This is a genomic window from Micromonospora alfalfae, from assembly GCF_022230925.1.
Classification (GTDB): Bacteria; Actinomycetota; Actinomycetes; order Mycobacteriales; family Micromonosporaceae; genus Micromonospora; species Micromonospora alfalfae.
This window is the reverse complement of the sequence record NZ_JAKKFH010000034.1, coordinates 98949-121412: the sequence shown is the minus strand read 5'-3', so window position 1 is coordinate 121412 and position 22464 is coordinate 98949. Positions and strand designations below refer to the sequence as shown.

26 protein-coding genes, 1 tRNA gene and 1 pseudogene are annotated in these 22464 nt (G+C 72.1%); 19 read left to right on the top strand and 9 right to left on the bottom strand.

Annotation, left to right across the window (positions count from 1 at the left end; translation table 11 throughout):
• Positions 1–79: 79 nt before the first annotated feature.
• The 7 genes from MED01_RS26210 (at position 80) to MED01_RS26180 (ending at position 5799) form a co-directional block, all read left to right on the top strand.
• A complete protein-coding gene (locus MED01_RS26210; protein WP_007455302.1) occupies positions 80–238 on the top strand; it encodes a hypothetical protein in 159 nt (52 codons plus the stop codon).
• Positions 239–244: 6 nt separating this feature from the next.
• A complete protein-coding gene (locus MED01_RS26205) occupies positions 245–1120 on the top strand; it encodes a PH domain-containing protein (RefSeq protein WP_238646470.1) in 876 nt (291 codons plus the stop codon).
• Between the two features lie 103 nt (positions 1121–1223).
• Positions 1224–1994 (top strand): SigE family RNA polymerase sigma factor, encoded by a 771-nt coding sequence (locus MED01_RS26200; protein ID WP_238671198.1) that lies wholly within the window; start codon positions 1224–1226, stop codon positions 1992–1994.
• On the top strand, positions 1991–3253 hold the full coding sequence (locus MED01_RS26195; RefSeq protein WP_238671197.1) for a hypothetical protein: 1263 nt from the start codon (positions 1991–1993) through the stop codon (positions 3251–3253). Before MED01_RS26200 ends, MED01_RS26195 begins: the two co-directional genes overlap by 4 nt.
• Positions 3254–3306: 53 nt before the next feature.
• On the top strand, positions 3307–4179 hold the full coding sequence (locus MED01_RS26190; RefSeq protein WP_238671196.1) for a PHP domain-containing protein: 873 nt from the start codon (positions 3307–3309) through the stop codon (positions 4177–4179).
• A gap of 41 nt (positions 4180–4220) precedes the next feature.
• On the top strand, positions 4221–4835 hold the full coding sequence (locus tag MED01_RS26185) for a MarC family protein (protein ID WP_030329175.1): 615 nt from the start codon (positions 4221–4223) through the stop codon (positions 4833–4835).
• A 13-nt stretch (positions 4836–4848) separates the two neighbouring features.
• The gene (locus MED01_RS26180; protein ID WP_274526274.1) at positions 4849–5799 is read left to right on the top strand and encodes a RecB family exonuclease; all 951 of its coding nucleotides are present in this window, start codon (positions 4849–4851) and stop codon (positions 5797–5799) included.
• Positions 5800–5819: 20 nt separating this feature from the next.
• Here MED01_RS26180 and MED01_RS26175 read toward each other — a convergent pair whose 3' ends face one another.
• Together MED01_RS26175 and MED01_RS26170 are read right to left on the bottom strand one after the other, a co-directional pair.
• Entirely contained in the window at positions 5820–6683 is an 864-nt protein-coding gene (locus tag MED01_RS26175; RefSeq protein WP_238671194.1) for an oxygenase MpaB family protein, read from the bottom strand.
• A gap of 59 nt (positions 6684–6742) precedes the next feature.
• Positions 6743–7171: a Fur family transcriptional regulator gene (locus tag MED01_RS26170; protein ID WP_238671193.1), complete on the bottom strand. Its 429-nt coding sequence runs from the start codon at positions 7169–7171 to the stop codon at positions 6743–6745.
• A 201-nt stretch (positions 7172–7372) separates the two neighbouring features.
• Here MED01_RS26170 and MED01_RS26165 point away from each other — a divergent pair, with 201 nt between their 5' ends.
• On the top strand, positions 7373–7855 hold the full coding sequence (locus MED01_RS26165) for a DUF2231 domain-containing protein (protein ID WP_238671192.1): 483 nt from the start codon (positions 7373–7375) through the stop codon (positions 7853–7855).
• Positions 7856–7888: 33 nt separating this feature from the next.
• Here the strand turns inward: MED01_RS26165 and MED01_RS26160 are convergent, their stop codons facing one another.
• On the bottom strand, positions 7889–8338 hold the full coding sequence (locus MED01_RS26160; protein ID WP_238671191.1) for a hypothetical protein: 450 nt from the start codon (positions 8336–8338) through the stop codon (positions 7889–7891).
• Between the two features lie 143 nt (positions 8339–8481).
• On the opposite strand from MED01_RS26160, the gene MED01_RS26155 reads away from it, so the two are divergent.
• Complete coding sequence (locus MED01_RS26155) at positions 8482–8664, top strand: hypothetical protein (protein ID WP_124771313.1); 183 nt, start codon at positions 8482–8484, stop codon at positions 8662–8664.
• A gap of 26 nt (positions 8665–8690) precedes the next feature.
• On the opposite strand, the gene MED01_RS26150 is transcribed toward MED01_RS26155, so the two are convergent.
• Positions 8691–9002, bottom strand: coding sequence for a hypothetical protein (locus tag MED01_RS26150; RefSeq protein ID WP_238671190.1), 312 nt, complete (start codon positions 9000–9002; stop codon positions 8691–8693).
• Between the two features lie 251 nt (positions 9003–9253).
• On the opposite strand from MED01_RS26150, the gene MED01_RS36190 reads away from it, so the two are divergent.
• Positions 9254–9541, top strand: a complete 288-nt coding sequence (locus MED01_RS36190; RefSeq protein ID WP_238671372.1) for a hypothetical protein — start codon at positions 9254–9256, stop codon at positions 9539–9541.
• Positions 9542–9603: 62 nt separating this feature from the next.
• Here MED01_RS36190 and MED01_RS36185 read toward each other — a convergent pair.
• Both MED01_RS36185 and MED01_RS26135 read right to left on the bottom strand, forming a co-directional pair.
• Positions 9604–9762, bottom strand: a pseudogene (locus MED01_RS36185) (FmdB family zinc ribbon protein); the annotation flags it as partial.
• Positions 9759–10436 carry a 5-formyltetrahydrofolate cyclo-ligase gene (locus MED01_RS26135; protein WP_238671189.1) on the bottom strand — a complete coding sequence of 226 codons (678 nt, stop codon included), beginning with the start codon at positions 10434–10436 and terminating at the stop codon, positions 9759–9761. The pseudogene MED01_RS36185 and the gene MED01_RS26135, both read right to left, overlap by 4 nt.
• 85 nt (positions 10437–10521) lie before the next feature.
• On the opposite strand from MED01_RS26135, the gene MED01_RS26130 reads away from it, so the two are divergent.
• The 6 genes from MED01_RS26130 (at position 10522) to MED01_RS26105 (ending at position 17181) form a co-directional block, all read left to right on the top strand.
• Positions 10522–12855, top strand: a complete 2334-nt coding sequence (locus tag MED01_RS26130) for a diguanylate cyclase (protein ID WP_238671188.1) — start codon at positions 10522–10524, stop codon at positions 12853–12855.
• 9 nt (positions 12856–12864) lie between these two features.
• Entirely contained in the window at positions 12865–13827 is a 963-nt protein-coding gene (locus MED01_RS26125; protein ID WP_238671187.1) for a UTP--glucose-1-phosphate uridylyltransferase, read from the top strand.
• Entirely contained in the window at positions 13824–15137 is a 1314-nt protein-coding gene (locus tag MED01_RS26120; protein ID WP_091394702.1) for a molybdopterin molybdotransferase MoeA, read from the top strand. The genes MED01_RS26125 and MED01_RS26120 overlap by 4 nt, the downstream gene beginning before the upstream one ends.
• Positions 15138–15248: 111 nt before the next feature.
• Positions 15249–15899 carry a GNAT family N-acetyltransferase gene (locus MED01_RS26115; protein ID WP_238671186.1) on the top strand — a complete coding sequence of 217 codons (651 nt, stop codon included), beginning with the start codon at positions 15249–15251 and terminating at the stop codon, positions 15897–15899.
• 206 nt (positions 15900–16105) lie between these two features.
• The gene (gene sepX / locus MED01_RS26110) at positions 16106–16882 is read left to right on the top strand and encodes a divisome protein SepX/GlpR (RefSeq protein WP_238671185.1); all 777 of its coding nucleotides are present in this window, start codon (positions 16106–16108) and stop codon (positions 16880–16882) included.
• A gap of 225 nt (positions 16883–17107) precedes the next feature.
• A tRNA-Ala gene (locus tag MED01_RS26105) sits at positions 17108–17181 on the top strand.
• A gap of 99 nt (positions 17182–17280) precedes the next feature.
• On the opposite strand, the gene MED01_RS26100 is transcribed toward MED01_RS26105, so the two are convergent.
• Positions 17281–18015: a hypothetical protein gene (locus MED01_RS26100; protein WP_238671184.1), complete on the bottom strand. Its 735-nt coding sequence runs from the start codon at positions 18013–18015 to the stop codon at positions 17281–17283.
• Positions 18016–18074: 59 nt separating this feature from the next.
• Here MED01_RS26100 and MED01_RS26095 point away from each other — a divergent pair, with 59 nt between their 5' ends.
• Positions 18075–19160: a Gfo/Idh/MocA family protein gene (locus tag MED01_RS26095; RefSeq protein WP_238671183.1), complete on the top strand. Its 1086-nt coding sequence runs from the start codon at positions 18075–18077 to the stop codon at positions 19158–19160.
• 119 nt (positions 19161–19279) lie between these two features.
• Positions 19280–20296 carry a hypothetical protein gene (locus tag MED01_RS26090; protein ID WP_238671182.1) on the top strand — a complete coding sequence of 339 codons (1017 nt, stop codon included), beginning with the start codon at positions 19280–19282 and terminating at the stop codon, positions 20294–20296.
• Between the two features lie 65 nt (positions 20297–20361).
• Here the strand turns inward: MED01_RS26090 and MED01_RS26085 are convergent, their stop codons facing one another.
• A complete protein-coding gene (locus tag MED01_RS26085) occupies positions 20362–21132 on the bottom strand; it encodes a DUF4352 domain-containing protein (RefSeq protein WP_238671181.1) in 771 nt (256 codons plus the stop codon).
• A 202-nt stretch (positions 21133–21334) separates the two neighbouring features.
• Positions 21335–21991, bottom strand: a complete 657-nt coding sequence (locus MED01_RS26080) for a 4'-phosphopantetheinyl transferase family protein (protein WP_238671180.1) — start codon at positions 21989–21991, stop codon at positions 21335–21337.
• Between the two features lie 198 nt (positions 21992–22189).
• Here MED01_RS26080 and MED01_RS26075 point away from each other — a divergent pair, with 198 nt between their 5' ends.
• Positions 22190–22459 (top strand): hypothetical protein, encoded by a 270-nt coding sequence (locus MED01_RS26075; RefSeq protein WP_238671179.1) that lies wholly within the window; start codon positions 22190–22192, stop codon positions 22457–22459.
• Positions 22460–22464 lie beyond the last annotated feature (5 nt).

Here is a 22464-nt window from a genome sequence, read left to right as displayed (position 1 = left end):
TCACTGTACGACACCACACTGATACTCTGGGTGCCGCTGCGGTAATGGGACCCGGCGCCGCGCGAGAGGATGGCCCGCCATGGTCAAGAAGGTCCTCACCTGGGCCGGAATCGCATTCTTGATCTTCTTCGTCGCCTATCGGCCAAACTCTGCGGCGGACGTGTTCAAGTCGCTCGGCGGCGGGATCATGGATATCGCCCAGGGGTTTGGCGACTTCTTCACAAGCCTCGTCGCCTAGCCGCCGATGGGCAGCCCCTCCGGTCCACCCTTCGACCCGGACGACCCCGACCGGGAGCGCCGCGAGCGCGACACCGAGCCGATCCCGCGGATCGGGCCTGATGACGGCCCGGGCTACGGGGCCGGTCCCGGCCTGTCCGACGGTCCGTCCCTTTCGGACGACGTCGGCTATGGCGACGGGCCCGGCTATGCCGGCCAGGGTCGTTCCGGTCGGGGGTGGATCCGTGATCCGGAGGCCAGCTACCAGCCGCCGCAGATCTCCGAGGACGAGCTGGCCGGGTTGCGCGCCGACGCGACCGGCGCGACCCCTCGGCGGGTGCTGCCACTGGAAGACGAGCCCAGTTCGCTGGTGGCTCGCTACCTCTTCCCCACCGAGCGCTACCGGGGCGAGTGGAAGCGACACTGGATCCACCTCACCAACCCGCTGTTGATCGGCGTCGCGGCGACCTTCGTGCTCGGCTACCTCTCCGGCTTCCTCGCCGGCCAGGACGTCGGCGCGTTGACCACCATCGCCGTGCTGCTGTGGTTCGCGGTGATGGGCTGGGTGGCGTGGAAGGTCGCCGACTGGTGGTATGACCGGTTCATCCTGACCAACAAGCGGGTCATGGTGGTCAACGGCATCGTCACCCGCAAGGTGGCGATGATGCCGCTGGTCCGGGTCACCGACATGAAGTACGAGCAGACCCCGACCGGTCGAGCGCTCAACTACGGCACCTTCGTGCTGGAGTCCGCCGGCCAGGAGCAGGCGCTTCGCGAGATCAAGAACCTGCCCAACCCGAACGAGCTCTACCTGCGCGTCGTCGAGGAGATGTACGAGCCGCAGGCTGTCGAGGCGCGGCTCGGCAAGGAGGCCGACGAGGCCAAGGCCGACGACGGGGCGTGAAGGTTTTCGACCGAACATCGGAGCAAGTGCGCACCTTTCGTCATGGACCAGAGCGCCCCTGACGTGGCACTCTGCCAGGACGGCAGGGGTGTGGAGGTGGGCGGTGACGAGCAAGGACTCGTTGGAGGAGCAGTTCCGCGAGTTCGTCGCGGCCCGCTCCGCCGCGCTCCTACGTACCGCTTATCTGCTCACCGGCGACTGGGCCACGGCCGAGGACCTGCTCCAGACGGCGCTGACCAAGACCTACCTCGCGTGGAAGCGGCTCGGCGGAATCGAGGCGGTCGAGCCGTACGCCCGGCGTGTGATGGTCAACACGTCGACAAGTTGGTGGCGGCGGCGCTGGCACGGCGAACGCCCGACCGAGGTCCTGCCCGAGCGGGCCGGCGTCGACGAGATCGAGCAGCAACTTGACCGTGACCTGCTCTGGCGGCACCTCCGGGAGTTGCCCAACCGGCAGCGGGCAGTGCTGGTGCTGCGCTACTACGAGGACATGTCGGAGGCGCAGACCGCCGCGATGCTGGACATTTCACCGGGCACCGTGAAGAGCCAGGCATCCCGGGCGCTCGCCACGCTGCGTCGGCGACTGGGCGCGGACGCACCGGAGCTAGCAGCCGCCGCCGGCATCGCCGGCCGGCCTGCCGCCGCCGGTGCAGGGGGTGCCACCGGCCGGACGACGGGTTCGGGTTCCCGGACCGGGCGAGTCCCGGCCACCGGTGCCGCTGCCACACCCCGTCCCGGACGGGCGGCCGCCTCACCCGTGCCCCGACCGACCGCTCCGCGCCCCGCCGTGCCGCGTGCCAACAACCCGCAGGTCGTCCTGCCCACCGCCCCGGCGGCCGTGCCCGTCGGCACGGGCTCCGGGGAACAGCAGTGAGTCAGTTCCCAGGCCGGCGCGACAACCTGACGGACGGCCCGCAGCGTTCATACCAGGTGCGGCCTGACGAGCTGGAAGGTGCGGTGCGGGAGACACTCTCGCACCAGGTCGCCCTTGCCCGCCCATTGAGCGTCGATCCGGCCGGCCAGGCCATCCGTCGGGCGAACCGGATCCGGCGTCGACGCACCGCCGCCGGCCTCGCCCTCGCGGCGGTCACCACTGTGCTGCTCAGCGCCGGCATGGCCCAGCTCGGTGCCGAGACCAGGCGGGACGGCTCACCCATCGTCGTGATCGGCGACCCCGACCCGACCGGCCGACCGCTCCCGACGGCCAGCATTCCCGGCCCCGCCCCCTCGCCCACGACGTCGACCTCTCCTGTCGTCGGCGAGACGCTGGTCAGCGCCGACGGGCGGCGGCTGGCGCTGCCCGACGTAGGGCCGGCCGAACGCGTCCAGCGGCTGCCCAGCGGCGGCGGTTGGCTGGTGGTCGGCGCGCCGAGCACCGCAGGACGCTCCCTGTGGGTGGTGCAGGACGACGGGCTGGTGCAGGTGCTGCTCGCCGGTGCCGGCGCGATCGTCCTGGCCCCGGACAGCCTCCAGGTCGCCTGGCGCGACGGAGACGATCTCCTGATGGCGGGCGTGGTCGGCACCCAACTCATCGGGTCGGTGCGCACCCCGGTGCCGGCGGCGGCGGAACCCGTCCGGTTCGTCGGTGACAACGTGCTGGTCCGGCTCGACAGGGCCAGCGCCGGGCACACGCTCTGGCGGCCCGGTGCGGGGCCATTGCCCGACGCCCTCGACCGCAAGAGCCTCAACGTCTATGGGCGGCTGCCCGACGGGCGGCTCGTCGGCCAGGTCACCACAACCGATCCGGGCCGGACCTGCCTCGCCATCCTCACCCCGACACGTCACCTGGACCCGGTACGCACCGGCTGCGGCCCGGACCTGAGCCCCGACGGCGTCGGCGCGGTTTCGCCGGACGGGCGGTGGCTGCTGGTCAACGAGGGGAGCGGCGCTGCCGGTCGGTCCCTGCTGGTCGACCTTCACCGGCTCGGGCCGGGTGCGACAGCCGTTGCGGCCGGGCCGCCGATGACCGGGGCGATCGTGTGGAGCGACGAGACCAGGGCCTCCTACCTCGACGGCACCGGCGAGCTGGTCCGGGTCGACGTCGCTCAGGTGCGGGCGGGAAAGCCCGCCAGCCCCGCTGCGGTACCCGACGTGCCAGCCGGAGAGCGGCCGATCCTGGTGGACGGCTTCTGACTCCCGGTGACCCAAGTGAGCCGGACTCACCATTTCCTCGGTAACGTCGGGCGGTGACCTCGCGTACCGGCCCCGCCCCCCGGATCGACCTGCACGCCCACTCGACGGCCAGCGACGGCACACTGACCCCGGCCGAGCTGGTCGGCGCGGCCTTCGACGCCGGGCTGGACGTGCTGGCGATCACCGACCACGACACCACCGCCGGCTGGGCGCCGGCACTGGGCGCGCTGCCGCCAGGTCTGCGTCTGATCCGGGGTGCGGAGCTGTCGTGCCGCTGGTCCGGTTCGCAGCCGGCGGTGCCGCTGCACCTGCTCGCGTACCTGTTCGACCCGGACCACCCGGAGCTGGTGGCCGAGCTGGCGCGGGTCCGGGCCGCCAGGGAAGAGCGTGGCGAACGAATGGTCGGCCTCCTGCGGGCCGACGGCATCGACGTGAACTGGCCGGACATCCTGGCCGGCGCGGGTGGCGGCACGGTGGGACGCCCGCACATCGCGCAGGCACTCATCCGCGCCGGCCTGGTCGGCAGCGTCCGGGAGGCGTTCGGCCCGGACTGGCTGGGCGAGCGGTACCGGCTGCCCAAGGAGGACATCGACGTGTTCCGGGCCGTTCGGCTGGTCCGGGCGGCCGGAGGCGTGCCGGTCTTCGCCCACCCGCGAGCCACCCGACGCGGCCGGGTGGTGCCCGACGAGCTGATCGCCGAACTGGCCGCCGTCGGGCTCGCCGGGCTCGAAGCCGACCACGAGGACCACAGCCCGGCCGAGCGGGAACACGTGCGGGCGCTCGCCGCCGAGCTGGGTCTGCTCGTCACCGGCTCCTCGGATTTTCACGGCACCCACAAGACGGTCCAACTCGGCGCGTTCAGCACCAGCGTCGAGGCGTACGAGCGGATCGTCGCCGAGGGGGTGACCGAGGTCGCTTCGGGCTGATCCGGGTATTTCGCCCATCCCGGCGCGGCTAGGTTGATCACGTGGATCTGAAGCTGTTCGGCGAGGTTTTCGTGACCCTGCTGGTGATCACCGACCCGCCGGGCATGATGCCGATCTTCCTGGCGCTGACCGGCCCGCTGCCCGCCCGCGACCGCAACCGGGCAGCCTGGCAGGCCGTCGCGTTGGCGCTCGGCGTCATCGTGATCTTCGCGGTGGCGGGGCAGACCCTGCTCGACTACCTGCACGTGGACCTGCCGGCGTTGCAGGCGGCCGGTGGCCTGCTACTCGTGCTCGTCGCACTGGAGCTGCTGACCGGCAAGGCCGACGACCCGAGCCAGCAGGTCACCTCCAACATCGCGCTGGTGCCGCTGGGCACGCCGTTGCTGGCCGGACCGGGCGCCATCGTGGCCACCATGCTCTTCGTCCAGCAGGCCGACGGGCTGGGAGAGTTCAGTGCCATCGCCGTGGCGATCCTCGCCGTGATGGTCGCCGTCTGGATCGTCCTGCGCTTCTCCGGCGGCATCGTGAAGATCCTCCGGCCGGGCGGGATCGAGGTGCTGACCCGGATCGCCGGCCTGCTGCTGGCCGCGATCGCCGTGCAGCTCATCGCCGACGCGGTGGCCGCCTTCGTCACGCAGTACGTGAACATGACCTGACGGCACGCGCGCGATGTCGGAGGTGGATGGCAGGATCTCAGGCGTGCGACGATCCTCATCAGCGGGGCGGCCCGCCGCCGGCGGCCGGGCCCCGCGGCAGCGCGCCGGCGACGCCGAGCAACTCGGCTTCGAGGGCATGCCGGAGCGGCTGTTCGTCTGCACCCCGAGCAAGCTCGGCGCGTACGCGGACTGCCCGCGTCGCTACCGCTACTCCTACGTCGACCGCCCCGCCCCACCCAAGGGCCCGCCGTGGGCGCACAACTCGCTCGGCGCCAGCGTCCACACCGCACTGAAAAACTGGTATGCGCTGCCCGCCGACCGGCGGCGTCCCGAAGCGCTGGCCACCCTGCTCAAGGGCACCTGGGTCCGCGAGGGCTACCGCGACGACGAGCAGGAGCGTTCCGCCTACCGGCGGGCGTTGGGATGGCTGGAGGCGTACGTCGAGACGCTGGAGCCTGATTCCGACCCGCTCGGCGTGGAGCGGGTGGTGGCGGTCAAGACCGCCGTGCTGGCGTTCAACGGTCGTACCGACCGGATCGACTCGCGGCCCGGCCCGGAGGGCCCGGAGCTGGTCATCGTCGACTACAAGACCGGCCGCACCGGGCTGGACACGGACGATGCCCGGGGCTCACAGGCGCTGGCGCTCTACGCGTACGCCGCCGAGCGGGTGTTCCGTCGGCCGTGCCGCCGGGTGGAGCTGCACCACCTGCCGACCGGCACTGTCGCCGGCCACGACCACACGGCCGAGTCGCTGGCCCGACAACTGACCCGCGCGGAAGAGACGGCCCGCGACATCATGGCCGCCGAGCGGGCAGTCGCCGACGGCGCCGACGCGGACGAGGCCTTCCCGGTGGCACCCAGCCCGCGCTGTGGCTGGTGCGACTTCCGGCGGCACTGCCCGACGGGCGCCCAGGTCCCGGGCAAGGAACCGTGGGCGGCCATGGACCGGCCCGCCGACGGCTGATTCCCCTGCCGAGGGTCGGGTCAGCCGGCCAACGAGGCGGCGGCGTGCCGCGCGGCCCGCTCCTTGGCCGCCTGGATCAACGGCCCCTCCAGGTACCGGCGGGGGACGGCGGCGAAGGCGAGCCGTAGCGCGCGCACGGTCAGATCCGCCGACAGCGCTGTGGTCGGTAGACCGAGACCTCCGTACATCCGGTGTGCCCACGCCGGAAGCAGCGCGAACGCGGTGCTGGCGATCCCCAGGTACGCCCAGCGTGGCGGGCCCAGCGTGAGCCCCAACCGGACCGGCAGGCTGAGCTTCCACGGCAGCGGCGGGGCGGTGAGGAACACCGCCGTCTCGGCGGCCTCCCGGGTCATCCGCAACTGTGGCCGTACGGTCTCGTAGTAGTCCGCGACCTCGGCGGCGGTCCCAGGGACAGTGGCCGGGTCCAGGCCGACCAGGGCGGCGGCGCGGCGCTGCTCGGTGTAGTAGCCGTCCACCTCGTCGTCGCTCAGCGGCAGTCCGGCGCGTCGGGCCGTGCTCAGGAATGACTCGACCTCGGTCACGTGCACCCAGCGCAGCAGGTCCGGTTCGTCGATCCGGAACTGCTCACCGGTGAGCGTGTCGGTGGCCCGCAGCCGGTCGTGCAGGCGGCGCAGCCGGGCCCCGGCGGCCTCAGCCTCGGCGGTGGTCCCGTAGACGGTGGTCGCCACGTAGGTCGCTGTGCGGACCAGTCGACCCCAGGCGTCGGTGCGGTAGTTGCTGTTCTGCGCGACCCCGGCCATGGCCCGGGGGTGCAACGCCTGGAGGTAGAGCGAGCGCAGGCCGGCGACGATCAGGATCGGCTCCTCGTGCACCTTCCACGTGACCGAACCCGGACCGAAAAGGCCGAGGTCATCGGAGTCCACCGCACAAGAGTGCCACGGTCGGCCCGACCTCGCCGGTCACGTGCCGCCGGTGCCGATGATCAGACGTCGGCGGAGCGGCGGGCCCGGCAGCCCGGGCAGAGGCCCCAGAAGGTCACTTCGGCCTCGTCGACCTCGAACCCGTGCGCGCTGTTCGGCTCCAGGCACGGTGCGCTGCCCACCGCGCAGTCGATGTCGGCGATTTCGCCGCAGCCTCGGCAGACCACGTGGTGGTGGTTGTCGCCCACCCGCGCCTCGTAGCGGGCGGGACTGCCCGCCGGCTCGATCCGCCGTGACAGCCCGGCCCGGGACAGCGCGCCCAGCACGTCGTAGACCGCCTGGGTGGAGACCGAGTCGAGGCGTTCGCGCACCCGCCGGGTGATCTCGTCGACCTCCAGGTGGCCGCCGTCGGCCAGCACGTCGAGCACCGCCAGGCGGGGGCGCGTGACACGCAGGCCCCTCGACCGCAGCAGCTCCTCGGCACCGGACACTGGCCAATGACAACACGCCCGACCCGCATCGACAACCGTCGCCCGCTCCGGGTGGCCACCGACACAGCCAGGCAAGATCGGGATTACGGCCCAGCGGATGAACCCGATCGACGCGGCGCGCGTGTCACCGGTCGAGAGCCTGGGGACGATCGGCGGACCATAGGCTGACCACCCCTGACCATGATCCACCTGGAGGGTTCGATGTTCGAGGAGATCCTGGGTCTACCGGTGCACGTCCTGGTAATCCACGCCGTCGTCGTGTTCGTTCCGCTGCTGGCGGTGCTGGCCATCGCGTACGTGGGGCTACCGCGCTGGCGGCACCGGCTGGACTGGGCCCTGGGCCTCCTCGCCGTGGCCGCACCGGTGACCGCCTACGTCGCGGTCGAGTCCGGTGAGGCACTCACCGACGCGCTGGTGGCCCGGGGCTTCCAGGGGCCGATCCTCGACCAGATCTTCGAGCACTCCCGCTACGGTGACATCCTGTTACGCGTCGTGGTGCCGCTCGGGATCGTGGCCATCCTGCTGCTCGTGGCGACAAGCGGGCACCCCCGGGTGCCGCAGCTGCCCGCGCTGGTCACCCCGGTGCTGGCGGTAGCGGCAGTGGGGCTTGCCATCGCCGCCCTGATCTACGTCTACCTGACCGGCCATTCAGGTGCCGAGACGGTGTGGGGCACCACCCTCTGAGCTGCTGCTCACTGCTGAGGCCCGGAGGTGGCGTCAGAAGATGACTCGCGAGCAGAGCAGACAGAGCAGTACCAGCAACACCACGCCGGCCGCAGCGCCGAAACCGTAGGTGACCCGCTGCGATCGCTGTTCGGCCGCGTCCAGGTCGGCCATGTCCTGCGGTGGCAGCTGTCGCGGCGGCGCCGGTTGCAGGTGTACGGGTGGACGCCAACCCGCCGGCGGCGGCACGCTCGGCGGCGGGCCGGAGTATCCGCTGGGAGTGTGCCCCGTGGGCGTTGGCCCGGGCGGCAGCAGGCCTGCTTCTCCGCTGGCAGTGTGCCCCGTCGATGCTGCGCCGGCCTGCTCGCTCCGCTGCGGGTTGGTGGGCCCGGTCGGTGGTGTGGTCGGGGGCGCGGCGGGAGGCTGGTCCGTCGCCGCGTCGTCACCGGTGTCGGGCCGTCGCCAGTAGTCGTCCGGGGTGCTGCCACCGCTGGGGGTCGTCACGCCGTCCGACGCTACCAACGCCACCGGCGGCCCGGTCGGTTCTGCCCGGCGTGCCCTCGGTTGGCGGTCCGGTCGGTTCTGCCCGGCGTGCCCTCGGTTTGTGGTCCGGTCCACGGTCGTCGGCTGCGCTAGTCTTGCCGCTCGTGAGCACCGAGGACCCCGGCACGCACGGCGTACGTGGAGACGACGACCGCGCCGTCGACCTGAGCGAAGACTTCGTGGTGCTGCCTGAGCAGACCTCCGACGACACCGACCGTGGTTGGGGAGAGCGGCCGGGCGGCAACGACGACTGGCTGCTCGCCGAACGCCCCCCGCACTGGGATTGACTGACCCCGGCGGCTCGACCAGACCCTCATGACGTCGGTCCGTCAGCCGTCCGTGCGGTGCCGGGGGAGCCTGCTCCGTTGGAGTCGGCCGATCGGCCCTCGTCGAGAGGCCGGGCCGTGTCGTCTGCCACCGACCCGCCCTGTCGGGCCGTGTCGTCTGCCACCGACGGTGCGTCGGCGGGCACGACTGTCGACGGGCATCCGGCCGGGGTGTGCAGGACCGCGACGGCCAGGCAGAGCAGCGCGGCGACCAGGCCGGCCCGGAGCAGGGTGCGCCCGCGGGGCAGGGTGAACTTGCGCAGCGGGCGCAACGCCCGCGACGAATCCGGATCGACCATTGCGTCTGCCGCCTCCCGTCCCCGAGCGCCGCAGTGGCACCCATGGACGGCAGACTAGGCAGTTCCCGCCGCCTCGGCCGACCCACGGCCGACGCCTGTGGACAACCGCCCGGCCTGTGGAAAACGCCCATCCGGCGGGTCGATTTGTTATGGCACCAACCCTGATCGACTCGCGATCAAGGAAATCGGCCTAACGAGGCGACCGGGATGGGCCGACTTCCTGAAACCCGAGTCGATCGAGGCCCGACCCGGTGTGTGTCGGGGGCCCGACCCGTGGGTGTCGGGCCTTCGACGATCAGGACGCGGAGCTTGCCGCCGGTGCCTTGCCGCCGCCCGATCCACCCGAGGACGACCCGGAAGACGACCCCGAGGAGGACGACGAGCCCGAGGACGACCCGGACGAGGACGACCCCGAGGAGGACGAGGACCCCGAAGAGGACGAGGAGCTGTCACCGGAGGACGACTCGGACTTCGCCGGCTTGGTGGCAGTGCCGCCGGCTGTCGTCTCGGAACCGGACGCCCGGGAGTCGGTGCGGTAGAAGCCCGAACCCTTGAAGACGATGCCGACCGAGTTGAAGACCTTGCGCAGCCGCCCCTGACACGCCGGGCACTCGGTCAACGGCTCGTCAGAGAAGGACTGCACCGCCTCGAGCTGCTGACCGCACGTGGTGCAGGCGTACTGGTACGTGGGCACGTTCTCCTCCGGATCTGGGCTCAGCCAGTTGGCACTCGACGTATTCGAGTGCCAATGGTGCGTCATGCGCCCCGGGTTCGTCCAGCAGACGTGTGGGGCGCGACACCGTGCGCCGCACCCGGGCCGTCGTCAAGCGTACGCACCCCGTCGGCGGGAGTGACCACCGCGCGCACCCGGCGGTCGTGGGGCTCTGCCGGCAGCACCTCGACCAGCTCACCGTCGTGCAGTGGCACCACCGTCAGGGTCGCCGCGGGTACCCGGGCGAGTGCGCGGTCGTACGAGCCGCCGCCGCGCCCGAGCCGCCGACCGTGGTGGTCGACAGCGAGAGCCGGTACGACCACCAGTTCCGCGTGCGCCACGGCGGTCACCCCGAGACGGGCACCGACTGGTTCTCGGATACCCCGTCCCGCAGCGATCAAGGCATCGGGACCGGTATAAGCCGCCCAGTCCAGATCCAGGTCGGCGAGGAGCACCGGCAGCAGCAACTCGGTGTCCGCCGGCAGGGCCGCCCGAAGCACCTCGGGCAGATCGGCGCCGCCCGGTTCGGAGCCGACCGGCACGTACGCCGTCATCCGGTGTGGGCGTAGCCGGCGTACCAGGGCGACCAGCTCGGCCTGCACGCGCCCGGCGGCGGCTGCCCGGGTCTCGGCGGGCAGTGACCGGCGGCGAGCGAGCAGCTCGACGCGGGTCTCCCGCTTCGCCAGCCGGGTCACTTCCGCTTCATCAGAAAATTCCGGCACGCAACACTCCTGACGCAACGCCTCTCCCACGGTTGCACTGTGTCAGCATCGCAAGCAACGGAGGCGGAACTTCCGGGGGGACCGAGTGACGCTACGCGGGCGGTTGACGGCAGCCTTCCTCGTGGTGGTGCTCGGGCCGGTCCTGCTCGGCGCGCTCTTCGTCGCCTCCACCGTCGCAACGGTCGACCGCAGCCGCTCCACCGAGCGCCTGGCGGTGGCGGCGTCCACCGTTCGTACCTCGGTCGACGCGCTCTGCCAGCAGCTACGCGCCACCGCCGACGCGGTGGCGCTCACCGCCGATCCGGCCGTCGCCGCCGCGCAACTGGTCGGCCGGGGTCTGGCCGCCGCGGTGCTGGTCACCGATGTGGCCGGCCAGATCACCTACCTGTCGCCAGGTGCTCCGTCGACCCCCTGGCAGGACTGCGCCGGCTCGGCCGAGGGCACGAACGGGAGTTCGAACCCAGGCTCGACCGGCCCGGTCCGTGCGTTGGCCGCCCAGGTCGACCTGCACGATCGCGCCGGCGCCCGGCTGGGCACTGTGACCGCCGCGCAACTGGTCGACCCGGCCTTCGTGGCCCGACTGGCGGCGGTGACCGGGGTGGCGGTCACACTGCTCGACAGTGGGGCGAGCGCCGCGCGGGTCACCCACACGACCGAGTCCCGTGACGTCCGCGACGCGGTGCTGGCCGCCGCCGTCGGCGTACGGGGCGAGCAGGTCACCGAGACCAACGAGGGCCGGTACGTGCGCAGGCTCGGGCCCTCCGACGCGCAGCCGCTGCCACTGGTGCTCTCCGTGCCCAGTGAACGGCCACCTGGGCTGCACGCCACGCTGCTCGGGGTGGTCGTGCTGGCCGGGCTGCTCGCGGTGCTGACCGCCTGGCGGCTGGCCCGGGTCACCACCCGGCCGTTGGCGGAGCTGGCCGGTGCTGTCGACCGGGTGGCCCAGGGCGACCTGACCGCCCGGGTGCCGGTACGCAGCAGCGACGAGTTGGGGCGGTTGGCCGCCGCGTTCAACCGGATGACCCGGGAGACCGGCGCCTACGTCGCGGCGTTGACCAGCAACCGGGATCAGCTGCGGGGGCACCTCGCAGTGCTCGGCGACACCCTGGCCAGCACGCACGACCTGCAACGCATCCTGCGGGTGATCCTGCGCAGTGCCATCGGGGCCACCGGCGCGCGGGCCGGCGCCGTGCTGCTCGCGGAAACCGGCGGGGTGCTCGTCGCGCAGTGCACCGAGGGGTTGGACGGGCGCTGGCCGGCCGAGGAGGCGGACGGGTCGCAGACGCTCCGGGTGCCGGTCGGCGTCGGCGTGATCGGTGAGGTCGCCGCCACCGGGGAACCGCAGCGGGGCAGGGCGGAGCCGACCGAGGCGACAACAGGTGAGCCACGCTGTCGCACCTACGTCGCGGTTCCGTTCGCCGCGCCCGCCGGCGGTGCCACAGCCACCCTCGCCGGACCCTCCGGCCCTGTCGACGAGGCGGGCGCGGCGGTCGCGCTCGGCGTGCTGGCCCTCTACGACCGGCTGGGCGCCGACGAGTTCGACGACGACGACCTGGCCACCCTGCGCACCTTCGCCGGTCACGCGGCAGTGGCGGTGGACAACGTCCGGGTGCACGAGGAGGCGCAGCGGCTGTCCCTCACCGACCCGCTCACCGGGCTGTGGAACTACCGCTACCTGCGCGAGTCGATCCGGCGGGAGGTGGAACGGGCCAGCCGCTTCGGGCGGATGCTCAGCGTCCTCGCGTTGGACCTGGACCGGTTCAAGGACGTCAACGACACCTACGGGCACGCCGCCGGGGACACCGTCCTGGCCGAGTTCGCCCGTCGGGTGCGCGGGGAGATCCGCGAGGTCGATCTGGCCTTCCGCCAGGGTGGTGAGGAGTTCGTGCTGCTGCTGCCGGAAACCGACGCGCGGGGCGCGGCGATCGTGGCCGAGCGGCTCGGCGCGGCGGTGCGCGACACGCCCATCGCCATCGAGGCGTACGCCGGGCCGGTCCTGGTGACCGTGTCGGTGGGCATCGCCGTCTTCCCGGACCACGGCAGCACCGGGCGGGAGGTGCTGGAGGCCGCCGACGACGCGCTCTACGCGGCCAAGGCAGCGGGCCGCGACACGTACCGGGTCGCCGAGGTTCGCTCGGATCTGCCGACCCGGGAGATTCCGGTGCTCGCGTGTGCGGTGAGCCCAACCGATGGGCTGCCGCGCGCCGGCCAGCCGGTGCAGGCCAACCGGGAGCCGGGCGGGCCCGCCCGGTCCGACCCGGCGGTGGGCGTACCGGAATCATCGCTGGCGGGCCCGGCGCACGCCCAACCGGATTCGGCCGACGACACGCCGGACAGCGCGACGGGCGCGGCGCGGCCGGGGCCGGGGGGCGGCGCGTCTTCTGGGCCACACCCGCCGCGGCAGAGCCGTGGCCGATAGTCTCGCGGCATGTCGGAGCACTCAGCGAACCCCTCATCGACGGTCGCCGCAACTGGCCGTCCCCTGGCGGTCAAGGCCGTCATCCCGGCCGCCGGACTGGCCACCCGGTTCCTGCCGGCCACCAAGGCGGTGCCCAAGGAACTGCTGCCGGTGGTGGATCGGCCGGTGTTGCAGTACATCGTCGAGGAGGCCACGCAGGCCGGCATCGGTGACGTGTTGCTGATCACCGGGCGGGGTAAGACGTCGATGGTGGACCACTTCGACCGTCGCCCGGACCTGGAGGCCAGGTTGGAGGAGAAGGGCGACTCCGAGAGGTTGGCCGCCGTGCGGCGGCCCAGCGAGCTGGCCGAGATCTACACAGTGCGACAGCCCGAGCAGCTCGGGCTCGGCCACGCCATCGGGTACGCCGAGTCGCACGTCGGGGACCAGCCCTTCGCGGTGCTGCTCGGCGACGAGTTCGTCAAGCCGTCGGAGCCGCTGCTGCCGGCGATGATCGAGTTGCAGGCCCGCACCGGCGGTGTGGTGCTCGCCTTCTTCGAGGTCGACCCGGCCGAGACCAAGCGGTACGGGATCGCCTCCGTCGAGCCGGCCGAGTCGGAGCTGACCGACATCGGCGAGGTGGTCAAGGTGACCGGGATGGTGGAGAAGCCGCAGCCCGAGGACGCCCCGAGCAACCTCGCGGTGCTCGGCCGCTACGTGTTGCCGGGCAGGATCTTCGACGCGATCCGGCGGACCAAGCCGGGCAGCGGCGGCGAGATCCAGCTGACCGACGCGATGGAGCTGCTGCGTACCGAGGGCGTCCCGGTGCACGCGATCGTCTACCGGGGCACCCGCTACGACACCGGCATGCCGCTGGGGTACCTCCAGACGGTGGTGCAGATCGCCGCCGAGCGCGAGGACCTGGGCACCGAGTTCCGGTCCTGGCTCGCCGACTTCGTCAAGGCCGACGCGGCAGGCGGATCTGGTACATGACCGCGACGGCCGACGCCGAGGCGGCCGCGAACGAGTTGACGCCGCTCGCCGACTACCTGGGCAGCGTGCTGCGCAGGTTGCGCGCGCTGCCGCCACTCGACCTCGACCTCACCCAGGCGCACGGCAACGTCCTCGCCGAGGACGTCGTCGCGCCGCACGCCTTCCCGGCCTTCGACCAGGCGGCAGTGGATGGCTACGCCGCGCGCTGGGAGGACATTTCCGGAGGGGGCCGGGGGCCGAGCTACGTCCCGGCCCCCTCCGGCACGCCCGGCGGCCGCACCATCCGGCTCAATGTGGTCGGCGACCTCGGCGCCGCGAGCTGGCGGCCGGTCCGGCTCACCCCCGGCTCGTGCTTCTCGGTGGCCGCCGGGGCTCCGCTGCCGGTCGCCGCTGACGTCGTGGTCCCGGTGGAGTGGACCGACCAGGGCATGGCCGCCGTGGAGATCTTCCGCACCCCCAAACGGGGGTACGGGGTACGCCGAGCGGGTGAGGAGCTGCCCGCCGGCACCCTGCTCGCTCGGGCCGGCACCTACGTGTCCCCGGCCCTGGTCGCCGTCTTCGCGGCGACCGGCATCGGGCACGTGGTGGTCCGGCCCAGTCCACGGGTGGTCATCGTGGCCACCGGTGACGAACTCGTCGACGTGGGCCGGGGCAGCCAGCCCGGCCAGGTGGTGGACGCGAACTCGCACGCGCTGACCGCCGCGGCGGCCGAGGTGGGCGCACTGGCGTACCGGGTGGGAATCTGCGACGACGACCCGGAGGGGTTGCGCGGGCTGCTGGAGGACCAGACGCTGCGTGCCGATCTGATCATCACGACCGGGGGCACCGGCACCGGCCCCGGAGACATGGTGCGTCGGATCCTCTCCCGCCGTGAGGGCGGTCGCGCCGGGCCGGTCACCTTCACCGACGTGGCGCTCTATCCCGGCACCGCGCTCGGGTTCGGCACTGTCGGCGCCGAGGAGGTGCCGGTGGTCTGCCTGCCCGGCGACCCGGGTGCTGCGTTGATCGGCTTCGAGGTGCTGGCCCGCCCCGCCATCCAATTGCTCGCCGGCGCCGAGCCGGTGTTCCGCCCCAGTGTGCGGGCACACCTGCTGGAGACCGTGTCGTCGCCGACCGGGTTGCGCGAGTTCCGGCCGGCGCACGTCGCCGAGCGACGCGGCGGCGGGTACACGGTCCAGCCGCTCAGCGGCGGACCGTTCACCCTCTCCGGGTTGGCCGAGGCCAACGGGCTGCTGGTGCTCGGCGAGCGGGTCACCACGGCCGCGGCCGGCTCGACAGTGGACGTCCTGCTGCTGGACCGCCGCCGGTGACGCGTCCCGGCCGGTCCGCTCGCGGCCCGCGTCGGATGATCGTCGGATCTGTGTGGTGAACGCGGTGGAGCCACTTGCGCGCGACACGGTCCCGCGCGGGAGACTGTGCGGGTGAGTCTCTTCGGACCCGCGCGGGCACCGGGCTGGCCGGTGGAGCTGGCCGACGGCCCAGTGCTGCTGCGGCCCTATCGGCGCTCCGACGCGGCGGCGTGGTCGGAGGTGCGGCGGGCCAACCGGGCCTGGCTGGCACCCTGGGAGTCGTCACTGCCCGGCGGTTGGGACGAGATGAACTCGCCGGCCGCGTTCCGCTGGGTGCAGCGTGACCAGCGGCGCTCGGCCCGCGAGGGTGAGGGGATGCCGTTCGCGGTCTGCCTGCGCGAGGCCGATCGGGACCGGCTGGTCGGGCACATCAACGTGGGCAGCATCGTGCGACGGGCGCTCTGCTCCGGCTACGTCGGCTACTGGGTGGACGCGCGGGTCGCCGGCCAGGGTGTGATCCCGACGGCGCTGGCGCTCGCCGTGGACCATGCGTTCGGGCCGGGCGGGCTGCACCGGGTCGAGGTGAACATCCGTCCGGAGAACCGGCCGTCCCGGCGGGTGGTGGAGAAGCTGGGCTTCCGCGAGGAGTCGTACCACGTGCGCTACATGCACATCGACGGCGCGTGGCGGGACCACATCGGATACGCGATGACGAGTGAGGAGATCGCCGCCGAGGGTGGCCTGCTGGCCCGCTGGCACCGGGTCCGCGCCAACGCGCGGTAGGAGGATTTCCCGACATCCGCCCACTCGTCCCACGGACGGGATCGGCGCGGCGCGGTGGCATCCCGGTCGGTGCGCCGTAACCTCAAGTAACTGCAAGCTGCGGCAAGCGCTCCCCGGCCGGACGATCCACGCGCTCAGGCGTGATCGATGGAAGATCCTGCGGTCGGATGGCGCTTGCTTCGAATTCGGTGACGGGAGGGGTGAGGGTGCCGACCTCGGTGCTCCTCGCCGTCCTCGCCGCCGCCGGCCTGCTCGCCCTGGCCCCGGCGTTGGTTCGCCGGTACGACGCCACCGAGCGGCTGGTGGCGGAGCGGGCGCAGTCGACGGCGCGGGTGCTCCAGCGCCGCCGACGGCGCCGCACTGTGCCGGGACGGCGACCCGTCCATCCTCCGCGCTCGCTGGTCGTCACCCTCAGTGAAGATGCGACTACCGGCGCGTTGGGCGCGCCGGTCTCCGCGCCACCGGCCGGCCGCCGCTCCGGTCGACTGCGCGCAGTGCCCGCCGCGCCCAAGCGGTCCCGTCGCCGCCCGCCGCCGCGCCGACAGCACACCCCCGCCGTGTACCGGCGTCGCCGGGTGCTCGCCGCACTGCTGCTCCTCAACGTCGTCGAGTTGATCGGCGTGCTGTTCGTCAGCCCCGGCTTCTGGGTCGGCTTCGGGGTCACCTTCCTGCTCCTGGCCCTGTACGTCGTGCACCTGCGGGGGCAGGCCCTCGCCGGGCGCCGCCGCCGCCGCGCCCGAGCCCGGGAGGCCGCCTGGTTGGCCGCCCGGCAGGCCGAGGTGCGCCGGGAGCAGGCCCGGCGGGCCACGGCCCGTCGGGAGGCGCAGCGCCGCCTCGCCGCCCAGCGCGAAGGGGTACGCCGAGCCGCCATGGGCCTGGACCGGCCGGGAGACCTGCCGGCGGCGGTCAACGGTGGATCGGTCTCGTACCGGCGGTCGGGTGGGCTGCGCGGTCGCCCCTACGAGGCCGGCCGAGGCGCCTGACGCCGGTCTCGGTCGCGCCCCGGCCGGCTTGATCGACTCGGGTTCCTGAAAGTCGGGTGGTTGTGGCGTCCGGGATGCCCCGGTTTCCAGGAACCCGAGTCGATCTTCGGGTGGGCCGGAGCGCCGGGCAGGGGGCGGATTCGCGGTGGAGGCCGGCGACCTGTTAGCCTTGCTGCCGGCCCGCCCGGTGTAAGCCGGGTGGGACCGAAGCCGGTTCGCCGGCGGGGGGCTGTGGCGCAGACTGGTAGCGCACCTCGTTCGCATCGAGGGGGTCAGGGGTTCAAATCCCCTCAGCTCCACCCCAGGTCAAAGGCCGTTTCCGCGAGTCGGAGACGGCCTTTTCCGATCTTCCAGGGCGGGACCGACCTTCCGAGATCCCCGACGGGCGGTGCCAGACCCTAGGAGAAGCGTTCGGTCGTCACGGGTATCAGGCCGTGCTGGCGCAGGACGTTCGTCAGCTCGGACAGTGTCGAGCCGAGCGCCGCGGTGGCGTCGGTCCGCAGCAGCGCGGTGACGTCGAGACACCAGGCGAGGGAGTGGCCGACGCGGCGCAGATCCCAGGTGAGCTGGTCGCCGTGCGCGTCGAGGCGACCGCTCGCGGCGGACGTGAGGGTACCGTCCGCCGGTGTCCGCCAGGCCGTCCGGAGGTTCGCCACCTGTTCGGCGCGGAGATCCTTGGCGAAGAGGACGCGGTACACCCGCCGTTCGTGGAAGCCGGCTGGTGGCTGCGCCGGGCCGAGCCGCAGTGGCGGGGCGGTGGCGATCGGTTGATGGTCGAGGAAGTGCGTACGAAGCAGCGGCTCGTCCGGCAGTTGCCCACCACCGAGCGCGCGGTAGACGTCCTCGGCCTCCCGGCGGGAGGTGGGGACGATCCGCGCCAGCACCTCGGGGTCGGTGCGCATGCCGAGGCTCAGCGCGGGGGAACTCCACCAGCCGGCGTCCGGCGTCCACCCGGCGCTGTCCAGCCCTGTCGTGGTGAGGTCGTGGTGGCGGGTGAACTCCTCGACGACGATTCCTTCCACAGTGGTGGCCGGATCGCGGACGTCGAGTCGAGGTAGGACCAGGTAGTAGTCCAGGGGCGGCCCCGGGTCGGGCACTGGCACGGGTACGGCCCGCATCGGCTCGGTGGTCATCGGCGCAACCGTAGCGAAGGAGAGCGGCTAGCATCCGGATCTCTACGTGAGGAGCCCAGATGACTTCGGTGGCCCAGACCCGGTTCGGCATCATCGGCAGCGGCTGGCGAGGTGAGTTCTTCCTCCGCCTGGCCCGGCTGCTCCCCGAGCGGTTCCGGGTGACCGGGGTGGTGACGCGTACCGAGTCCCGGGGAGCCGCCGTGACGGCCGACTGGGGCGTGCCGACCTTCCGCACGGCGGCGGAGATGCTCGCCCACGAGCGGCCGGACTTCGTCATCGTGTCGGTGCCGTGGCCGGTGACTCCAGAGGCGACCCGGGAGCTGGTGGCGGCCGGCGTACCGGTGCTCGCCGAGACGCCGCCCGCCGCCGACCTGGCGGGTCTGCGTTCGCTCTGGGCCGACATCGGAGGCAGCGGCCTGGTGCAGGTCGCCGAGCAGTACCTGCTGATGCCCGGGCACGCGGCGCGGCTGGCGTTGGTCCGCGCCGGAGTGCTCGGTGACCCGACTTCGGTCCAGATCTCCTCGACCCACCTGTACCACGCGGTCTCACTGATCCGGGGTCTGCTCGGCGTCGGTCACGGGAGCGCCGAGGTGAGCGCGCGCGCGTTCGTCGCGCCGCTGGCCAACCCGCTCTCGCCGGCCGGCTGGAGTGGCGACGACACCCCGCAGCAGCTCTCCACCACCCTCGCGACCATCGACTTCGGTGGGCGGATGGGGTTGTACGACTTCACCGACAACCAGTGGTGGAACCCGCTGCGCACCCGTCGGTTGGTGGTCCGGGGCTCGCGCGGTGAGCTGGTGGACGACAGGGTGGTCCGCCTGGTCGACCCGAGCACACCTGTGGAGTCGTTCCTGACCCGGCGGCAGACCGGTCTCGATCTCAATCTGGAAGGTCTCGACCTCAAGCACATCAGCTTCGACGGCGACGTGGTCTACCGCAATCCGTTCGTCGGCAGCGGGATGTCCGACGACGACATCGCTGTCGCCGACATCGTCGCCCGCGCCGGGGCGTGGGCTCGGGAGGAGGGCCCGGCGCCGTATCCCCTCGCCGAGGCATGCCAGGACCACCTGATCAGCCTCGCCATCGACGAATCGGTACGCACCGGCCGGCCGGTCGTCACGGACACCGAGGCGTGGGGGCGGTAGCTCCAGCGGATCCGCTTCTGTCTCTTGGCTGACAGTGCGCAACCGTGCAGCCAGCTCACCTGTGAAGCCGGGTATCAACCCAATGCCCGGGAGCACCGGGCCCCACACGGGGAGCAAGGATGAATCGAAGCACTCGACGCAGGATGCTCGCAGCCACCGCGACCGGTCTGCTGGCCACCTCTCTCGGTGTCGCTGTCTCCGCGACGGCGACCGCCGCGCCCGCCGGCGCGACCCCTCGCAACTGCAAGATCAGTACGCTGCCGTACCCGACCGGCACCTATCGCGCCGACGCGAACGCTGTCGACCCGACGGGTCGCTACGTCGCGGGCACCGCGCTGCGGGTCGGTGAGACCGACAACCAGTATCTGCTGCTGTTCTGGGACGGGCAGCGGGTCACCGAGTTGCAGTCGGAGGCCACGTCCACCCCCGTCGACATCAACGCCGACGGCGTCGTGATCGGCAACGGATCGGCGGAGACCGGCTACGCGCAGCCGTGGAGGTACCGCGACGGCAAGCTTGAGCGGTTGCCGGTGCTGCCGTCCACCGGCATCTTCGTCAGCGCCATCAACGATGCCGGCGACATCGTCGGCTACGGCTCCGACATCGTCCCCGGGGAACTGGTCGCGCTGCGCTGGCCGGCCGCCCGTCCGGGCACTGTGGAGGTGCTCGACGCCCCCGTCGACGCCCAGGCGGGTGGGATCACTGACAACGGGACCATCGTCGGCAGTGCCGGACCCTTCGGAGACTGGAACAGCTGGGTCCGCCGGCCGAACGGCCGGATCGACGCGCTCACGATCCCGGGCGCCGAGTGGAGCACTGCCGGCGCGGCGGCGGGTCGCTGGGCGATCGGCCAGGCATGGCTGGGCGGCACCACCTCGACAAGGGTGCGGTGGGACCTCCGGAACGGCTCGCACACGTTGCTCGACCAGGAGATGCCGGCACTGACCGGCATCAACACCAAGGGTGTCGTGGTGGGCGGTGACCGCGTTGCCAGGGGCTCCACCTCCCGGGTCCTGCCGGGCGGCGGCCAAGGGGTGGTCGTCGGTGCGCGGTCCATCTCCGACTCGGGCACCATCGTCGGGTTCCGCAACGTCCTCGCCGACCGGGTGACCCCGGTGCGCTGGACGGGCTGCTGACCCATCGACTCTTCCACCGCGTGGGGCCGGCCCGGACAGGGTCGGCCCCATGTCGCGTCAGCGCGTCACGGCTTCCAGGAACCGGCGGTCTGGAACTGGTCCTGGTATTCCAGCGCGCCCGAGGTGTCGTGCACGTCGAACACCACGCTGCCGGTGCTTCTGGTGCCAGCGGTCAGGTCGTCGACGGCCGGCATCGGTTTGCCGCAGCCGGAGAAGGCTCCACCGATGGCTGTGGTCTTGGTGCCGTCGGCGGCGACCCACTGGAAGTAGAGCGGGTTCGTCGACGCGGTGCCCTTGGTGACGGCCACAGTCACGTCGGCGATCACGTACATACCCTCGCCGGGCTTCAGTCCGTGGGACTTGCAGGGTTTGGTGGCGCTACTGAACTTCGTCACGGTGATCTCGACGGTGCCGGCCTCGCGGTTGACGACCAGGGTGTCACCCGGCGACATCCCGCGGGTGTCGCCGTTCGCCGGCGACGGGGTCGGCGGGGTGGCCTGTGCCTCGCTCACAGTGGTCGAGGTGCCCTTGGTGCCGATGACGACCGCCACGATGCCGCCGGCGCAGGTGAGCAGGGTGAGTACGGCCGCGGTGACCGCGACGACCACGACGGACTTCTTGGCGCGGTCCGTCTGCACCGGTGGTGGTGCGATGATCGGGTAGCCGGAGCCACCCGGTGCCCGGTATCCGCCGCCACCGCCCGTGTGCCCGCCGGCCGCCGGGTACGCAGCCCCCGAGAACGGCGGCTGCGGTGTCGCCGCGAACGAGCGGGTCGGCGGCTGCGGGTTCGGCTGTCGGGGGTCGTGCGGCCTGACGCGAGGCTGGGGGTGGGTCACCGTACTCCTTGACGCTTCGGTACGTGCGGTGCGGGAACTCTTCGACGTTACCGTGGGTGGTGGAGCGTCCAGTCGCCACTCCAGAGGGCTTCCCACCGCAACAATCCGAAACCCCTCTGGCCAGCGTGGACAGTGTTCGATCGGTCACCGAACGCCAATATTTATCGGTATTCCATTCATCGCTATGAGTAACCAGACGAGGTCAACGTGCCGGAAGTGCGGCGGCGGTGCGGACCAGCCCGTCGGCGATCACGAAGCGGCCGCTGATCGATGCCGGCGGGTTGTCGACCCCTGCCGTGTCCACCCGGGCCGGTGCGATCCGGGCAGTGAACGTGCCGGCATCCGGGTCGATATCGAGTTGGGCGTCGTGGAAGCCCAACCAGCCGCGGACGATCGGGTGCCACACCTTGTAGACGGTCTCCTTCGCACTGAACAGCACGATCGGCCAGTAGGTGCCGTTGGGCAGCCGTGCGCAGATGGCCTCCTCCTCGGGCAGCAGCACGAGTCGGCGTACTCCCGGATCGACCTCGCGGTGCTGCTCGGCATCCATTCCGACGGACCTGACGTCGGTGGTGTGCGCCGCCGCAGCGGCGCAGTAGCCGGCGGTGTGGGTGATGCTGCCGACCACCCCGGCCGGCCAGACCGGCGCGCGGTCGGCGGCGGCCGGCACGGCGGTCGTCGGCAGGCCGAGGTCGCGCAATGCCCTGCGGGCGCACATCCTTCCCGCGGCAAAGTCCCGCCGACGGGTCTGCACCGCCCGCTCGCCGAGGCATGCCTGCTCAGCGGGGAGCAATTCGCCGGTCCAGTCCTCCGGCCCGGCGACGGCGACGGCGACCGTCGACGGCAGCAGGTCACGCATTCCGGTGGCCTACTGGTCGGTAGGAATGACGCATCAAGTTAACCGTCAAATTTCCGACTCCCACGACCGATGAAGGTACCGCAAAGATGTAACACCGGAGGGACGCGCAGCGCCCTCCCTGATGGCTCCGGGGGGACCACCATCAATGCTGGCCGGCACGGCAGCCGCCAGTCCCGTGGACATCTGGAAGGACGTGCGATGACCGATGGCCTGGAACGGCCGGGGGTGCGGGCTGACGAACACGCCCCGAAGACCCCCTGCTGGAGCTGCGGCTCCTGTGGTGACGAGTGGCCGTGCGCGACGAAGCGCACCCGGCTGCTGGCGGAGTATGGGGGTGACCGCGCCATGCTCAGCGTCTATCTGGGCTCCTGCCTCGCCGCCGCCACCGAGGATCTGCGCACCGCCCCGGTGATGTCGCTCCAGGACAGGTTCATCGGCTGGTTGCCGCGCGGCTCCCGGCGTAGCTGATCCTC

What these genes read in the sequence shown, in the direction of transcription:
- MED01_RS26210 (WP_007455302.1), top strand. Translation starts at nt 80, where the DNA reads ATGGTCAAGAAGGTCCTCACCTGGGCCGGAATCGCATTCTTGATCTTC.
- MED01_RS26205 (WP_238646470.1), top strand. Translation starts at nt 245, where the DNA reads ATGGGCAGCCCCTCCGGTCCACCCTTCGACCCGGACGACCCCGACCGG.
- MED01_RS26180 (WP_274526274.1), top strand. Translation starts at nt 4,849, where the DNA reads ATGTCGGAGGTGGATGGCAGGATCTCAGGCGTGCGACGATCCTCATCA.
- MED01_RS26165 (WP_238671192.1), top strand. Translation starts at nt 7,373, where the DNA reads ATGTTCGAGGAGATCCTGGGTCTACCGGTGCACGTCCTGGTAATCCAC.
- MED01_RS26150 (WP_238671190.1), bottom strand. Translation starts at nt 9,002, where the DNA reads ATGGTCGATCCGGATTCGTCGCGGGCGTTGCGCCCGCTGCGCAAGTTC.
- MED01_RS26125 (WP_238671187.1), top strand. Translation starts at nt 12,865, where the DNA reads ATGTCGGAGCACTCAGCGAACCCCTCATCGACGGTCGCCGCAACTGGC.
- MED01_RS26120 (WP_091394702.1), top strand. Translation starts at nt 13,824, where the DNA reads ATGACCGCGACGGCCGACGCCGAGGCGGCCGCGAACGAGTTGACGCCG.
- MED01_RS26100 (WP_238671184.1), bottom strand. Translation starts at nt 18,015, where the DNA reads ATGACCACCGAGCCGATGCGGGCCGTACCCGTGCCAGTGCCCGACCCG.
- MED01_RS26095 (WP_238671183.1), top strand. Translation starts at nt 18,075, where the DNA reads ATGACTTCGGTGGCCCAGACCCGGTTCGGCATCATCGGCAGCGGCTGG.
- MED01_RS26090 (WP_238671182.1), top strand. Translation starts at nt 19,280, where the DNA reads ATGAATCGAAGCACTCGACGCAGGATGCTCGCAGCCACCGCGACCGGT.
- MED01_RS26080 (WP_238671180.1), bottom strand. Translation starts at nt 21,991, where the DNA reads ATGCGTGACCTGCTGCCGTCGACGGTCGCCGTCGCCGTCGCCGGGCCG.
- MED01_RS26075 (WP_238671179.1), top strand. Translation starts at nt 22,190, where the DNA reads ATGACCGATGGCCTGGAACGGCCGGGGGTGCGGGCTGACGAACACGCC.